Below are 15612 nucleotides of genomic sequence, written 5' to 3' on the forward strand. Positions count from 1 at the left end.
TGTTGGCCTGCCACAGCTTGCCGTCCGCGTCCGCCGACAGCCGGCCGGTGAAGTCCTGCACCTGGCCGGCGGGACGCAGGCGCAGCGGCGGCCGGTGCGGGCCGTCCGGGTGCGGCAGGTACTCACGCCCGGCCGAGACGGTGGCGTCGGTGATCTGCCGCAGCACGGTACGCAGGCCCTCGGCTACGTCCACGTCGCCGTCGACGGCGAGCTCCGGCCCGTGCGCGCCCATGCGCGTGGTCAGGGTGCCGAGCACGTGCTCGGGGTGGGCGGTGAAGTAGTCGCTGACGGGCAGGGTGTGCCCGTTGGCCTCCTGCCGGGTGGAGGTGAGCCAGGAGGCGTCGGCGGGCTCCTCGCCGGCGGCGCGGCGGCGCAGCAGCAGGATGTCGGTGACCACGTCGGTGCCGGCGGAGCGGGCGAACGCCTTGTTCGGCAGGCGGACGGCGCCCAGCAGGTCGGCGGTCTCGAAGAGCTCGGAGCGGGCTGCGTCCCGCTCGGCGTCCAGGGTGTGCCGGGAGGTGATCAGGGCGACGATGCCGCCAGGACGGGTGAGGGCCACCGACTTCACGAGGAAGTGGTTGTGGATGCGGTGTCGGCTCTTGTTGTGCTTCGGGTCGAACAGCGTGACCCGGGCGAAGGGCACGTTGCCGACCACGGCGTCGAAGGCGCCGTCGGGGGCGATGGTGTCGGCGAAGGACTCGCCCAGCACGGTGACGTCGGGGGCGAGGAGACGGGAGATCGCGGCGCTGGTCGGGTCGATCTCGACACCGGTCAGCCGGGCGGTCTCCGGGGCGGTGCCGAAGGTGACGCCCGCGCCGGAGCCGGGCTCAAGGACCTCGCCGCCGTCGAAACCGAGGTCGGCCAGAGCCTGCCACACGGCCCGGGTGATCTCGGGCGGGGTGTAGTGGGCGGACAGGGTGGAGGCGGCTGCCGCGCGCCACTCCGCATCGTCCAACAGCGCCCGCAGCGGCTCGCGGACATCCGCGAGGGCCTCCCAGCGGGCGACGGCGGCCGCGTAGCCGCCCTCCCGCTCGCCGCCCGGCCCGAAGACGGGGTCGTCCTGCTGCGGGCGGTCGGCGAAGACGTCGGGCACCGAGCCCCACCCGGACCAGCGGGCCAGCACCTGCTGCTCCTCGGCGGTCGCCGGCCGCTCCTCGGCCTGGACCTGCTTCAGGACGCGGACCGCTTCGAGATTGGCGACGGCCTTCGCCCGCTCCCCCGCCGGGGCAAGGTCGTCCTGGGAGACGGGCCGGAAGCGGGCCGCTACCGGGGCAGCTCCGCGTCCCGGCTCTCCTCCTCCGGCTCCAGGAACACGATCTCCCTCAGCGCCTGCTCCCGGGCCATCTGCTGCGCCGCCTTCAGCTTGCCCGCCCGCCGCTGATGATCCGTCTCCTGCATCGCTTCGCCCATCCGCTCCTCGGTCAGCTCCGCGATCCTCACCTGCACGTCCTGCGCCAGGCCCTGGAAGAACTCCTCCGGGTCCTCCATCTCGGCCAGCTCCCGCGGCCGGTACGTCTCCCAGTGCCGGCGGGCCGTCGTCGCGTACTCGCTCATCTGCTGCCTCCCCCTCCTCCTGCGGCGCCCCGGCGACCGCGTCCGTCAGCGGCGCAAGGCCTCGTTCCTGCATTGTCTCGCGGAGCTCGTCCAGGCCCCGCAGCACGTTGGGGCGGGCCCGCTTGGCCTGCTCCCGCGTCTTGCGGTGGTCGGAGTCCAGGTCCTCATCCAGCTGGTCGACCAGGCGCCGCCCCAGCTGCTCCAGCACCGGCAGCGTCTGCTCCGGCAGGTCCAGGGCGTGCACCATCATGGCGTTGCCCCGGGCGTCGAAGGACCGGGTGCGCGACGAGCTGGCGAGCTTCCCGATCAGGTACTTCTCGGCCTCCTCCGTCAGCGTCGCCTCGCTGTACCGCTCGGTGAGCTGCGCGACGAACGCTGGCGGCATCTCGACGATGGCCAGCGCGCCCCAGGTGCGGGTGTCGTGGGTCTGCGGATCCTTCTCGTACTGCTCGATCAGCCAGCGCAGGGCTTCGGTGCGCCACGGCTCGTTGTGGGTGATGTCCCGATCGCGCCACAGGCGTGCCTGCCAGCCAGAGGTGGACTCTATGAGCTGGCCGTACCAGCGGCCGTGGATGCTGATCTGCACGGTCTCGCTGTTCGCCGACTTCGTCAGACGAACGCGCCCGTCAGCCTTCAGCAGCTCCAGGAATGCCTTTTCGTCGCGCTTCCGCAGCTCGCCTTGGAGCTCCTTCGCCCGGGCGTCGTGCGCCTTCTGGGCGCGTTCCTTCTGTTCGAAAGAGCCCGCGAAGTCGGAGTTGTGCAGCTGCTGCGTGCGCAGCGCTTCGAGCTCCTCGGTGAGCTGGATGTCGTCGAGCTGCCCCATCGGGGTCTGCTCCGCCCGCTCGGTCAAGGCCCGCAGCCGGCGCTCCGCGATCTCCTGGCCGACCGCCTCTCCCCGGGCGTTGCGGGCTGCTCGCGCTCCCGCCAGCACATTGGAGAAACGGTCCTTGGCCAGCTGGGCGCCCTCGGCGTTCAGCTCCTCGTCGGTCAGCTGGACGACCGGGGGCCGGGCGTCGAGCTCCGCGGTGATGCGGCGACCCTGCTCGTCCTCCAGCAAGTTGATGCGCGCTCGGCGGGCTGCGGCCACTGCCTGGTTAGGAACGTGGCCGCGCAGCCCTTGGTAGAGGATCTCGTGCTCGGCGGCAATCTCCTCGCCCGTCATCCCGGCCGGATCGGCCCGGTCCTTAATCTCGGCGATCTGCCTGCGCTCTCGCTCCTGGCTCAGCGGGGCGATCAGCTCATCGAGCCGCTTGCGTCGGGCACCGCCGAACACGGCCGCGTCCCGCTCGGTCCGCAGCCGCTCCAGCTCCGCGGCGAGCTGGTCGTCCGTCAGGTCCTGCGGGCTCACCACCGGCTCCGCCTCGGGCGCCGGTGCCGGAGCGGGCTGCCGCGCTGGGGCCGACGCGGGGGCGGCGGGCGCGAGGATGCCGCGCAGCCGGTCCTCATCCGCCCGGATCTCGACGATGCGGCCTTCCTCATACATGGCCCGGGCGAACCGGTCGACGCTCTGTGCCCGGGCCACCGACCGAGTGGTGCCTGCGGTGACGTACGCCTTGGCGTAGCCGCTCCAGGTGAAGCCGGCCGAGCGCAGCATGCTCTTGAGGTTGTCGTCGTGCCGGTCGGTGCCGTGGACCATGGCGCGGTCGGCGGTGTAGTGGATCCACACTGCATCCCGCTCGGCGGGCTCCCGCTGGGCGAGAAGGTGCTGCTGCACAGCGTGCTCGACGAAGTGCTGCGACCAGCGTCCGGAGATGCGCCGTCCGTCGCGCATCTCCCCGATCCAAGCGTCCTTGCGGGTGTTCCGGTCGAACCGGTTGGTTGCGCGGGCGATCAGCAGCCCGTCCGGTGCGTAGACCGTCAGCTCGCCGTCCTTGGTGGCGTAGCGGTACTCCAGCCCGCCGTTTTTCTCATAGGTCTCCGCGTCCACGGGCGCGGAACCTTCCCAGCGGGCTTCCGGGTCGCGGCCACGCACCTGGTCGAGGAGGCTGCGCCCGTACGGCGAGCGGAGCCGGTCGGACAGGCCGTCGCTGCCCCACGGGAACGGCTCCTGGGTTTCCGGGTCCCGCCACTGGTCCAGTGCCTCGGCCAGAGCACGCGCCCGTTCGCCGCTCTGCCCTTCTTCCAGCATCACCACCGGCAGGGCGGTACCGGCGTGGAGCACACCCCATAGATCCCGGTTCGTCGACGGCTGACGGAGCCGGGCAATTACCAGCGCTTCACCGACCAGCTGGATGTCGCTGGCCCGGTCCGCTCGCGACCTTGCGGCTGACCGCCGGGCATCGGCCTCGGCTTTGGTCTCACGGACTCGGTAGTCGTCGGCCCCGTCGAGCATCCAGTGGTCCCGGACCGCAGCCGGTGTTGTGAACCGCTCCCCCATGTGCCCCTCACTTCACGTCATTCTCCAGCCAATCGGCCTGGCTACCACCCGCCCAACTGGCCCTTCGCTGTGCTCGGTCGGCTGCAACGGCAGCCCTGAGCGAGCCCGGCCTACCCCACGCCGCGGCGTCACGGTGATCAGGTTCTGCGGCGCAGCCAGCGGCGGCGCTCGGGCCGGATCGCGTCTCCGGCGGGGGAGGCTGTGCCGTCGGGGTGGATCAGCAGCGGCCAGACGGTGCCGTCCGGCTCGATGGCCTGGGCTCGTACGGGGCGCGCGAGGCCGAGGCGCAGGACGTGGTCGGCGGCGGCCGCCACGCCGGCGGCCCGGGCGTCGACTCCTTCGGGCGCGGGCACGGGCGCGTCGTTGACCAGCACCGCGCCGTCCGGGGTCATGGTGATGGTGACCAGGGGCCAGGCTGGCACGTTCTCCGGATCGACGTCCTGCGCGGCCGGCCCGGGCATCGGCTGCGCCTGCTGGTGGTTGGCTGGCGCGGGGGCGTCGTCCTGGGGCGTCTGGGTGGGGGAGGGCAGCGGGCGGTTGCCTTGGAAGACACCTCCCTCCGGGGTGATGATCATGGGCCATCGCTGACCGTCGGCGTCGTGGAGCTCGGCGCGCACCGCTCGGCCCAGCCCTTGGGCGTGGAGGATCGCGGCCTGGGCGGCGACGACGCGGGGGTCGACGCCGTCGGGTACGTAGAGCTGGGCGCCGTCGAGGAACGCCACCTGGCCGGTGGTGGAGAGGATGACCACAGGGGTGGCCGGGATGTCGTCGATACGCGGTGCGGTACGCGGTGTGGTCATAGCGGCGTTCCTCATGACGAGACGGTGACGGCGGAGACACGCCAGGGCGAGCTGGCGTCCGCGCGGGTCATGGTGACGAAGACCGTCGAGGTGACGGGGCGTCCGGTCCACCGGTCGCGGCCGTGCGGGGTGGCGGTGACCAGCCACTGGCGGCGTGCCTCGAGTGGTGTGTCCGGTGGCCGCTGGTCGTGGAGGGCACGGGTGGTCACGGTGGTGTAGGCGCGGTGGTGGGACCACTCGATCCACTGGGCGCCGGGTGCAGCCACCGGGGGGTGCGCCTTGAGGGCGGCGAGATAGCGGGGGGCGAGGAGGTCGGCGGAGCGTAGTTCGGCGTCGTGTTGGGAGGTGTCGATGGTTGTGTCCATCGTCCACTGGATGGTGACGGCGGCCTGGCTGACGGTGTCGGGGTCGCCGTTCTTGACGTTGGCAGAGGTCGGCAGGGGGACGGGCGGCGTGCCTGAGGTACCCGGTGGCAGTGTGGGGTAGCGCGGAACGAAAGCCGTGGGGCCCGCAGTGCTGGCGGAGGGCTTCTCGGGCGTGGTGTGGGTGCTGGAGCAGCCGGCTGCCGTCAGGGCCGCAATGGCGGCCGCCACGGCGACGCGGCGCAGGGCGCTGGACGTGCCTGTCATCCGAACCTCCGGACGGTCTGGGTCATGCCGTCGTACTGGCTGAGGGGGGCGATCCGCACGTTGCGGCCGGGCCGGGGTGCCTCCAGGATCTTGCCGTCGCCGTAGTAGAGGGCGACGTGGGAGTAGTCGCCCGGCTCGGTCTGGATCGCGATCACGTCGCCTGGCTGCATCTGGTCGCGCGGGACCTCGGTGCCCATGGTGGCCTGCATCTCCGAGGAGTGCGGAAGGTCGATCTTGCCGCCCGACGCCTGGTAGACGGCGTACAGGACCAGCCCGGAGCAGTCGAATCCGCCGCCGGTGGGGCCGTTGGTATCGCCACCGCCCCAGATGTAGGGCAGATCCAGTTCCTTTTGCGCGGCGGCGATGACGCTCTGCCCGAACGCAGATCCCGTACCGCCGCCGGAGAGGGCGAGCGTGTACTTCGGGATCAGGTCTTTGATGGCTTTGACGTAGCCCTGGGTCTCGCTGATGTTGGGTACTCCGCCTGCGTTGATCACCGCCTGCGGGCCGGCGTTGTAGGCGGCGAGCATGTTCGACACCGGGTCGCCAGGAACGGATTTGACGTCGTTGGCGACTTCACAGTCGTACCGCCCCATTGCCGGTATCGCGTCGGCCGGATCCCATACGTTGGTCAGGCCGTCGTGGTTTTCGTCCCGGCCCACCGATGCCCAGGTCTCCGGGATGAACTGCGCGATGCCCAGGGCGATCGGATCCCCGCTCGGCGTGCGGGATACGGCCTGCGGGTCCCATGCGCTTTCCGACTCGATCTGAGCGGCGATCAGGGGCGCGCTGACCGTGCTGCACACGGAGCCGGCCTGCTTGACGAACTCGACGTAGGCGGCGGGGACCTTGTCCCCGTTCAGCTGGCCGCCCAGCCCCCCGCCTGGGGAGGTGGAGTCGTCTCCGCCGGCCGCGATGGTCAGCAGCATGATGATGCCGAATACGAAGGCCAGGGCGGCGGCCAGGGCGTAGAGGATGCAGCCTTTCACGCAGCACACCCCGGCTGGGTGCTGCCTCGTGCTTGACCATCTTCGAGAGCTTCACGCGCTTGTCCTATGTGTGCGCGTATTTCACCGATGATGGCCATGCCTCCCCCTTAGCGACACCCCAGAGCTCCCAGGCGTCACACGAGATGCCAGGGGTCTATGACCATAACGTCTCGGCACGACTACATCACGTCATAATCTGGCGCGCTCCCGGCACTTGAGTGGCATAAACTCGCTGGCCCGGGAGGGGTGGGAACACTTGCACGAATCCAACCCGTGGGTGACGAAACCTGCGCAAACTGACTCATCTGGTCGTCGAGGAGGGGGTGCCTCTCCGTACGCCGCCGCGCCGAGGCGTGTGACGGGACCGCACCGTCCGCAGCCCACGACGGTTCCCCAGCCCTTCGGCGGCCTGCCGGCCTTCTCCATCCCCGCAGGGGTCGCACCCGCGTTCTGGTGGGTCTCGTGCCACGGTGGTTCCGGCGTCACCACGCTGGCCCATGCGATCGGCGCAGGCGGGGCGGAGGCCGGCACCTATTGGCCGGCGCCGCAGCCCCCGGCCCTTGCTCGGGTCGTGCTCGTGGCACGCACGCACCACTACGGCCTGACCCGCGCTCAGCTCGCCGGAAGGCAGTGGGCGTCCGCCCAGGTCCCGGAGGGCGTCGAGGTGCTGGGCCTGGTCCAGGTCGCCGACGCGCCGGGCAAGCCGCCCCGCCCGCTGCGCGAGCTCGCGCGGCTGGTCGCCGGCGGCTTCCCGCGCCTCTGGGAAATCCCCTGGATCGAGGACCTGCGGCTCGGTGCCCCTCCCCCCACAGACCACCCGGCCTTCCGTCAGCTGGGGCTGGACCTCTTCCACATCGCTTCTGGAGGCAATCGACATGCATGATCTTGCGCTCTCCGCGGTCGGCCGCGCCCACGTCTACCTGGCCGACGTCCCCAACCCCGGCACGGGCACCGCACCCCCCGGGCACGAGCACCTGGACACGATCCTCAAGTGGGTGGCGTGGGTCGTGTGCGGCCTGTGCGTCGCCGGTCTGCTGTTCGTCGCCGGCCGCATGGCCGTCATGCACAACCGTGGCGAGGGGGGCCAGCACATGACCGGCCTCGCCTACGTCCTGGGCGCCTGTGTCCTGGTCGGCTCGGCCTCCGCGCTCGTCGGCGCGCTGGTCTAACCAGTCCATGAAGAGGGGGTACTTGTGAGCATCAACAACCTGCCAACCGGCGACGACCGGCGTGGTGCCTTCCGCCGGCCCGGGTTCCTCGCCGCAGCCGCCTTCCTGGGCCTGGTTCTCGTTCTCGCCGTCGTTGTCATCACAACCGGGGGCTCCGGCAAGGACGACACGCCGCAGGCCACCAGCCCAGGCTCCACCAGGGGCGTCCCGCCCGCTGGCGCCGGCAGCCCGGCGGCCACCGCGAACGCGTGCGGGCTGTCGGACACTGACCAGACGGTGCCCACCAGCACGCCGCCCAACATCACCTGGCAGCTGGTCAAGGGCAGCGCCCTGCCCACCTCGACCATCGCCGGCCCAGGAAAGGTCGAGGGTCACGTCGCGCGCTGCTACGCCCACACGCCGCTCGGCGCGTTGATCGCCGCCTCGCAGATCGGTGACCGGCTGGGCTCCGCGAACAACGCCGAAGCCTTCCAGATCCTCAAAAATCAGACGGTCCCCGGCCCGGGCGTGGACCGCGACCTCCAGGCGCTGAACACCCACGAGCTGAAGGGCGGGGCCGGCGACGGCCAGATGGCGGCCTTCCAGTACGTCAGCTACTCCCCCGACGCAGCCGTGATGAACCTCGTCTACCGCATGAACAACGGCACGTTCAACGTTGCCACCTTCACGGTGAAGTGGCTTGACGGCGACTGGAAAATCAAGATCCAGGACAATGGCGCCGACAGCTCGAACGTGTCCCAGGTGACAAGCACGGTCGGCTACATTCCCTGGAGCGGCGTCTCATGAGTTGCGACGACCTCGGTGGGTTCCTCCACCACCCTATCGACTGCACCACTGGCGCCGTCTCCAAGGGAATCATCGCGGAAATAGCCTCCGCCATTCAGACGGCGCAGGCCGACGCCATCGGCACTCTTTCTTCCCTGTGGGTCGGGGTACCCACGCCGAAGCTCGGGTCCACGGCAACCGGCCGTCCCGATGGGCCCGTGGCCTTTCTCTGGCAGTACACACACTGGCTCACGGCCTTTTTCGCCGTCCTCGGGCTGCTTCTGGCGGCCGGGAGGCTGGCGTGGGAACGCAAGGGCGAGCCGGCCCGGGACGCCCTGCAAGGGCTGTTGCGCCTGGTGATGGTGTCCGGCTGCGCCGTTGCCGGAGTCACACTCGCCACCCAATTCGGCGACTACTTCTCGACCTGGATCCTTGAAAAGGCTCTCGACGTCAATGCCGGCGGCGGCTCCAAACTTTCTACCTCCGGCTCCTCGGAATTCGGCGCGGCCATGAAAAACCTGACGGTCCTTTCCACGACCAACATGGCCTCGTTCCTCGTCATCGTGGTGGGCCTTTTTGGCATCATCTCGTGCATCATCCAGCTGCTCCTGATGCTTGTCCGGTACGCGATGATCGGCCTCCTCGTCGGAACACTCCCCATAGCTGCTTCCCTTTCCGGGACGGAAAACGGGAAGTCCATGTACAAAAAGGCGATCGGCTGGCTGATTGCCTATGTCGCTTATAAACCGGTCGCTGCGACGATCTACGCCTACGCCATCGTGAGCATGAAGCAGGACGACATCACCAGCGTGCTGGCCGGGCTCATGATGATCATCATGGCTGTGGCCGCGCTCCCGGCGCTGATGCGGTTCATCGTGCCCGCGGTCTCCGCGACCACCGGCTCCGGCACGGGCGCGGGCATGGCGCTGGCCGGTGCGGGTGTCGCCATGGGCGCACGGATGCTGGCGGCCCGCACTGGCGCGGGTGGCGGCTCCGGTGGCGGGAGCGGCGCTGGCGGCCCGGGCGGGGGCCCGCCGCCGGACGGTCCGCCCCCACCGCCGCCTGGCGGCGGGCCCTCGGGGTCGGCCAACACGGCCGCCAGCGGGGGCAGTGGTCCGGGCGACGATCCGACGGGCTCTCAGGGGCCCTCGGGCGGTGCACCGCCGGCCGGTGGCGACGGCGGGCAGGACCCGACCGGCGGCCAGGGGGCACCGCCTGTCCCGGCCGGTGGGCCACAGGGGGCCGGTGGGGGCGCCGCTGCCGGCGGTGCGGGCGCGGGTGCTGCTGGCGGTGCGGTCGGTATGGGCGCCGGGGTGGCGCTCCAGAAGGCCGGACAGGCCAAGGAGGCGGCGCAGGGCGCGATCGAGGGCTCGGCCGGAGAGGACGGTCCCAGTGGCGCGTGACGTGACCGAACGCACCTACGGCAATTGGCGGCGGCCGACGTCGCCGGGCATCGGCCAGCTCGGGCTCGCCGGAACGATCCTGCTCCTCGGCGGCCTGGTCGTCGCCGTCCTGGCGATGATGTTCTCCCTCGTCGCCGGCCTGATCGTCCTGCTCCTCCTCGGGCTCACCCTCGCACCGCTGCTGTTCAAGGACCGGCATGGAAGGACTCTGTTGCAGCGCTTGATCGCACGCATGGCCTGGCGCCGGGGCCGCTCGGCCGGCCAGCACATCTACCGCTCCGGCCCCCTGGGCACGACCGCGCACGGAACGTTCCGTCTGCCGGGACTTGCGGCCGCGTCCACGGTCTACTCGGCCGAGGACTCCTACGGCCGTCCGTTCGGCCTGATCGAGGTCCCCTCGACCGGCCACTACACGGCCGTCTTCGAGTGCGGTGCGGACGGCGCGGCGCTGGTGGACACCGACCAGGTGGACACCTGGGTCGCCTACTGGGGCTCGTGGCTCGCCAGCCTCGCGCACGAGCCGGCCCTGGTGGCGGCCTCCGTCTCGGTCGAGACGGCGCCCGACCCGGGCACGCGGCTCGCCCGCGAGGTCGAGGGCCAGCTCAAGGCTTCGGCCCCCACCTTGGCGCAGGAGGTCCTGCGCGAGGTGGTGAACACCTACCCGGCGGGTTCGGCCCTGGTCAACGCGCGGGTGTCGGTGACGTACTCGGCGGCCCCGCGCCCGGGGGCCAAGCGGCGCGACCACGCGGAGATGGCGCGCGAGATCGGCACGCGCCTGCCGGGGCTGTCCTCTCACCTGGGCATGACCGGGGCCGGTGAGGCCCGGCCGATGACCGCGCAGCAGCTCGCCGAGATGGTCCGGGTCGCCTACGACCCGACCGTGCAGGTCCTCATCGAGCAGTCCCAGGCCACCGGCGGCTCCGGTCTCACCTGGGCGGACGCCGGGCCGGTCGCCGCGCAGGAGTCGTGGGGGCACTACGTCCACGACTCGGCGGCCTCGATCACCTGGGGGATGAGCGAGGCACCGCGCGGAGAGGTGCTCTCCAGCGTGCTGACCGGGCTGCTGGCCCCGCACCGCGACATCGCCCGCAAGCGCGTGACGCTCCATTACCGGCCTCACGACCCGGCGACCGCGGCCCAGCTCGTCGAGCGCGACCGGCGCGACGCCCGCTTCCGGGTGGGCGGCGCCAAGCCCAACGCGCGCGACACCGTGGCGGTGGCCGCCGCCGAGCAGTCCGCCCGCGAAGAGGCCAAGGGGGCCGGGCTGACCCGGTTCGCGATGCTCGTGACCGCGACCGTCAACAGCCTGGAGGAGCTGCCGACCGCCGCGGCGGCGGTGGACGTCCTCGCGCCTCCGGCCCGCGTGCAGCTGCGCCGGATGTACGGCTCGCAGGCGGCTGCGTTCGCCGCGGCGCTGCCGATCGGGATCGTCCTGCCCGACCACCTGCGCGTGCCGCAGGCCATCCGCGACGCCTCCTAGGAAGGAGGGACCATGGCGAAGCAGAAGATGCTCACCGCCCGCATCCGCAGACCCGGCCTGCGCGGCTTCCCGGGCCGGGGCGGGGGCAAAGCCTCCCTGGTGGAGGCGCCCCCGGAGTGGCGCGGCACGACCGTCCAGGTCTGCGGCCTGTGGCCGTGGGCGGCCGGCAGCGGCACCCCCATGCGCGGGGTGCCCGTCGGCCGCGTCCTGGAGTCCGGCGCCACCTTGTGCATGGACCCGATCTCCTGGTTTCAGCGGGCCGGGCTGATCCACAATCCGTCCGGACTGCTGCTCGGCAAACCAGGCCTGGGCAAATCCACACTCAGCCGGCGCCTCGTACTCGGCCTGGCCGGATACGGCGTCTACCCGATGGTCCTGGGCGACCTCAAGCCCGACTACGTCGACCTCGTCCGCGCGATGGGCGGCCAGATCGTCAAACTCGGCCGTGGCCTGGGCTCCCTCAACGTGCTAGACCCCGGCGAGACCGCCGCCGCGGCGGCCAAACTCTCCGGAGAGGCCCGCGAGCACCTCCTCGCCCAGGGCCGCGGCCGCCGACTGAACATGGTGACCGCGCTGGTGACGATCCTGCGCGGCGTCCCGGTCGTCGACCAGGAGCGCACCGTCATCAACACCGCCCTGCGCCTGCTGGAAGAGCGGCACGACGGCGTGCCGATCCTGCCGGACCTGATCAAGGTGATCGACCAGGGGCCCGAGGCCCTGCGCAACGTCACCCTCGCCCGCGGCAGCGAAGAGCGGTACCGCACGGCGGTCGACGGGCTGCACGCCTCCCTGCTGGGCCTGCTCGACGGGCCCATGGGTGAGGCCTTCGCCCGGCCCACCTCCAACCCGATCAGCCTCGACGCACCCGGCGGCGTGTGCATCGACATCTCCGGCATCGACGACGCCGACGCCGAGCTCCAGGCCGCCGTCCTCCTCGCCTGCTGGTCCGACGGTTTCGGCGCCATCGAGGCCGCGCACGCCCTCGCCGATGCCGGCCTCGCCCCGCAACGGCACTTCTTCGTCGTCCTCGACGAGCTGTGGCGCGTCCTGCGCGCGGGCAAGGGCCTGGTCGACCGCGTCGACGCCCTCACCCGCCTCAACCGGCAGCACGGCATCGGACAGCTGATGATCACCCACACCATGGCCGACCTCCTGGCCCTGCCGGACGAGGCCGACCGGCTCAAGGCCCGCGGCTTCGCCGAGCGCGCCGGCATGGTCATCTGCGGCGGACTGCCGCAGGCGGAAATGCCGTCGCTGACGCAGGTGGTCAACATGTCCCAGCGCGAACAGCGCATGATCGTGGACTGGTCCACCCCGCCGTCCTGGGACTCCCTGCGCGGCCGCGAGGCCGACCCGCCCGGCCGCGGCAAGTTCCTCGTCAAGGTCGGCGGCCGGCCCGGCATCCCCTTCCACGTCGAGCTGACCCAGGCGGAGCTGGCGGTCAACAACACCAACAAACGCTGGGACATGCCGGGAGGTGGCCGGTGAGCGTCACCCGCAACAAGCGCGGCCCCTCCGACATCACGCCGTACCTGATGGTGGCCGCCCTGGGCACCATCATCGCGCTGGTGCTCGGGACGTGGCTGGCCATGCTCGCCGGCGCCACCCTCAGCGACCGGCCCGCACCCAGCGGCAACCCCTTCGCCGCCGTCATCAACCTGGCCTCCGGCAAGGAGAGGTGGCCAGGCACGATGGCCACCGTCATCGCGGTGACGGAGGTAGTCGTCGTCGCCGCGCTGGCCTTCGCCGTGTGGCTGCTGGCGCGCCGCTTCAGCCAGCCCCGGCCGGGCGTGGACGCCGCCGCCCGCCACCTGGCCACCCGCAAGGAACAGACCGCCCTCTCCCGCCAGGGCGCGGCCGCCACCGCGGCCCGGCTCGGCGCCCCCGCCACCCACCCCGGCGTGCGCATCGGCCGGGCCCGCAACACCGGGCAGCCGCTGTACGGCTCGTGGGAAGACATGCACATTGACGTGTGGGGGCCGCGCACAGGCAAGACCACCAGCCGCGCGATTCCCGCGATCCTCGACGCGCCCGGCGCCGTGCTGGTCACGTCGAACAAGCGCGACATCGTCGACGCCACCCGACTGGCCCGGAACAAAGCCGGTGATGTGTGGATCTTCGACCCGCAGCGGGTCGCCGAGGAACCCCCCACCTGGTGGTGGAACCCGCTCTCGTACGTCACCGACATCGAGAAGGCCGTCAAGCTCGCGGCTGTCTTCGCGGCGTACAGCAAGGAGCCGGACGCCAAGACGGACGCCTTCTTCGACCCCGAAGGGCAGGCCCTGCTGTCCTTCCTCATCCTGGCCGCCACCGAGGCCAAGGAGCCCATCACCAAGCTGTACTCGTGGGTGTCGGACCCGACGGACACCACCCCGGTGGACATCCTGCGCGCGGCCGGGCACGACCTCCCGGCCGACGGAGTCCAGGGCGTGATCAACTCGCCGGACAAGCAGCGCGCCGGCGTGTATGGCACCGCGAAGAAGAGCATCGGCTTCCTCGTCAATCCGGCCATCACCCGGTGGGTCACCCCGGACCCCAACCAGCCCGACCGGCCGGAGTTCAATCCGCACGACTTCGTCGCGGGCAAGGGCACGCTGTACTCCCTCTCCCGCGAGGGCCAGGGCACCGCCGGCCCGCTGGTGACCGCGCTGACGGTCGCCACGATCGAGGCAGCCGAAGAGCTCGCCACCCGCAGCCCCGGCGGCCGCCTGCGCACCCCGATGCTCGGCGTCCTCGACGAAGCCGCCAACGTCTGCCGCTGGAAAGAGCTGCCGGACTTGTACAGCCACTACGGCTCGCGCGGCATCCCGCTGATGACGATCCTCCAGTCCTGGGCCCAGGGCGTCGTCGTGTGGGGCGAGTACGGCATGAAGAAACTCTGGAGCGCGTCGAACATCCGGGTCTACGGCGGCGGCGTGAGCGAGATCCAGTTCCTCAGCGACCTCTCGCAGCTGCTCGGTGACTTCGAGCCGGAGACGACGAGCCTGAGCATCCAGCGTGGCTCCGGCCGCTCCACCTCGACATCGGTCTCCACCCGCGTCGAGAAGATCCTGGAGGTCTCCGACCTCGCCGCACTCCCCCGCGGCCGCGCGCTGCTGTTCGCCTCCGGTACCCGGCCGGTGCTCATCGAGACCGAGCCGTGGCAGAACGGCCCGCACGCGGAGACAGTGCGGGCCTCCCTGGCGCAGTACGCGCCGCCGGAGGAGCTGCCCAAGCACGAGCTCATCGTGGACGACGAAGACGACGCGGGAGGCTCGTGATGGTGGTCGATGACGACGACTGGGAGCCCGGGCCCGCCCTCGACGAGGACGAGTCCGGCTCTGCCTCGGGGCCCGCTGTGGCGAACCCCGCAGGGGGCGAGCAGGAGGCGCCGAAGCCCGTCTACGCGGACCTGGAGACCTGGCTGCGCAAGCACCTCGCGCAGGTCATCCGGCGGCGCTTCGGGGGCTCCCTGACCTGGTGCTCGCAGTGGTACCGCCACGCCGAAGCGGTCTCCCGGCTCAACGCGATGTGGCAGGAGTGGGAGAAGGCAGTCGCGGAGAGCACGATGTCGAACTGGTGGCTCTACCACTGCGACCCGCAGCTCGCCGTGCTGATGTCGAAGGACTCCGGGCCATTCATGGCGTGCAAGCCCGGCGAACACCGTGCCCTGGAGCCGCTGCCGCTGGCCGACTCCGACCCCGACCTGTGGCTCGGCTCGGCGTTCAGCGACCCCCGCGACCCCGCTCCTGGTCCCGCGACTGCGCCTTCGGCCGCGGCCGCTGCGACCGCACCTTCGCCCGGCTAGCAGCAAGCCGTGACGACGGGGTTCCGGAGAACGCCTCCGCGGCGACCGCGACGGCATCCGCCGCCTCGCGGTCACCCATCCCCGCCAATGCCGCGGCCGCCTCGCGATCCTGCGAGGCGGCCGCCTGCATGTCGGCCGCGTGCCCGGCCTCCGCACGCACATCGCTCGCCGGCTCGCCCGCGGCGGCCATGCCCTCGGCCCGCTCCGTCGACGCCGTAGCGGCGGCCTCCTCGCCACGCGACCGCTGCCGCAGCTTCTTCTCCTGCTCGTCCTCCGGCAGGTCCGTCTCACGGGCGCCACGGGCCTTCTCAATCGCTGCGGCGACGTCGAGCCCGCTCGCGCCGGTCGGTGCCGTCACGCCGTGCGCGCGCAGGATCCCGGTGCGCAGGTGCGCCTGCGCGACCAGCTTGCCCGCGCTGTCCGGCCAGGCGTCCACGTGATCCCACACACCGGCTATCTCCCGGGTGCCGGCCGTCTCCCACCATCCCTGATCTAGGCTCTCCCGCAGCTGTGCCGCCTGCATGATGCGGCTGCCGTCCTCGCCGCGCAGGTTCGCCTCGACCACGTCGTGCCGCAGGTTCAACTCAGCCAGCCTCTCCCGTGTCTGGGCCACCGCTTCGGCGGCCGCCGTGGCCTCCTCCGGGCTCTGCGTCATGGCC

The 15612-nt window shown here is 71.5% G+C and carries 11 protein-coding genes and 2 pseudogenes; 8 read left to right on the forward strand and 5 right to left on the reverse strand.

The features are described from left to right. The 4 genes and pseudogenes from AB0K09_RS18250 to AB0K09_RS18265 all read right to left on the reverse strand — a co-directional run. A pseudogene (locus AB0K09_RS18250) lies at positions 1 to 3715 on the reverse strand (hypothetical protein); the annotation flags it as partial. Between the two features lie 353 nt (positions 3716 to 4068). After that, on the reverse strand, positions 4069 to 4731 hold the full coding sequence (locus AB0K09_RS18255; protein WP_366066388.1) for a hypothetical protein: 663 nt from the start codon (positions 4729 to 4731) through the stop codon (positions 4069 to 4071). An 11-nt stretch (positions 4732 to 4742) separates the two neighbouring features. Next, positions 4743 to 5360, reverse strand: a complete 618-nt coding sequence (locus AB0K09_RS18260; RefSeq protein WP_366066389.1) for a hypothetical protein — start codon at positions 5358 to 5360, stop codon at positions 4743 to 4745. After that, complete coding sequence (locus tag AB0K09_RS18265) at positions 5357 to 6349, reverse strand: NlpC/P60 family protein (RefSeq protein WP_366066390.1); 993 nt, start codon at positions 6347 to 6349, stop codon at positions 5357 to 5359. The genes AB0K09_RS18260 and AB0K09_RS18265 overlap by 4 nt, the downstream gene beginning before the upstream one ends. A 355-nt stretch (positions 6350 to 6704) precedes the next feature. Between AB0K09_RS18265 and AB0K09_RS18270 the strand changes: the two genes are divergently transcribed. The 8 genes from AB0K09_RS18270 to AB0K09_RS18305 are packed head-to-tail and all read left to right on the forward strand — an operon-like array spanning position 6705 to position 14953. Next, positions 6705 to 7232: a DUF6668 family protein gene (locus AB0K09_RS18270; protein ID WP_366066391.1), complete on the forward strand. Its 528-nt coding sequence runs from the start codon at positions 6705 to 6707 to the stop codon at positions 7230 to 7232. After that, positions 7225 to 7518, forward strand: coding sequence for a hypothetical protein (locus AB0K09_RS18275; protein WP_366066392.1), 294 nt, complete (start codon positions 7225 to 7227; stop codon positions 7516 to 7518). Before AB0K09_RS18270 ends, AB0K09_RS18275 begins: the two co-directional genes overlap by 8 nt. Positions 7519 to 7542: 24 nt before the next feature. Next, positions 7543 to 8304, forward strand: coding sequence for a hypothetical protein (locus tag AB0K09_RS18280; RefSeq protein ID WP_366066393.1), 762 nt, complete (start codon positions 7543 to 7545; stop codon positions 8302 to 8304). Next, positions 8301 to 9686: a hypothetical protein gene (locus AB0K09_RS18285; RefSeq protein WP_366066394.1), complete on the forward strand. Its 1386-nt coding sequence runs from the start codon at positions 8301 to 8303 to the stop codon at positions 9684 to 9686. The genes AB0K09_RS18280 and AB0K09_RS18285 overlap by 4 nt, the downstream gene beginning before the upstream one ends. Before the next feature lies 1 nt (position 9687). Next, complete coding sequence (locus tag AB0K09_RS18290) at positions 9688 to 11166, forward strand: SCO6880 family protein (protein WP_366066395.1); 1479 nt, start codon at positions 9688 to 9690, stop codon at positions 11164 to 11166. 12 nt (positions 11167 to 11178) lie between these two features. After that, on the forward strand, positions 11179 to 12654 hold the full coding sequence (locus tag AB0K09_RS18295; RefSeq protein ID WP_366066396.1) for an ATP/GTP-binding protein: 1476 nt from the start codon (positions 11179 to 11181) through the stop codon (positions 12652 to 12654). Further along, positions 12651 to 14426 carry a TraM recognition domain-containing protein gene (locus AB0K09_RS18300; RefSeq protein WP_366066397.1) on the forward strand — a complete coding sequence of 592 codons (1776 nt, stop codon included), beginning with the start codon at positions 12651 to 12653 and terminating at the stop codon, positions 14424 to 14426. The genes AB0K09_RS18295 and AB0K09_RS18300 overlap by 4 nt, the downstream gene beginning before the upstream one ends. Beyond that, positions 14426 to 14953: a DUF4913 domain-containing protein gene (locus AB0K09_RS18305; RefSeq protein ID WP_366066398.1), complete on the forward strand. Its 528-nt coding sequence runs from the start codon at positions 14426 to 14428 to the stop codon at positions 14951 to 14953. Before AB0K09_RS18300 ends, AB0K09_RS18305 begins: the two co-directional genes overlap by 1 nt. On the opposite strand, the pseudogene AB0K09_RS18310 reads toward AB0K09_RS18305, so the two are convergent. Next, positions 14871 to 15612: pseudogene (locus AB0K09_RS18310) on the reverse strand (hypothetical protein); the annotation flags it as partial. The gene AB0K09_RS18305 and the pseudogene AB0K09_RS18310 sit on opposite strands and share 83 nt — an antisense overlap.

Source organism: Streptomyces sp. NPDC049577 (assembly GCF_040675635.1).
GTDB lineage: Bacteria > Actinomycetota > Actinomycetes > Streptomycetales > Streptomycetaceae > Streptomyces.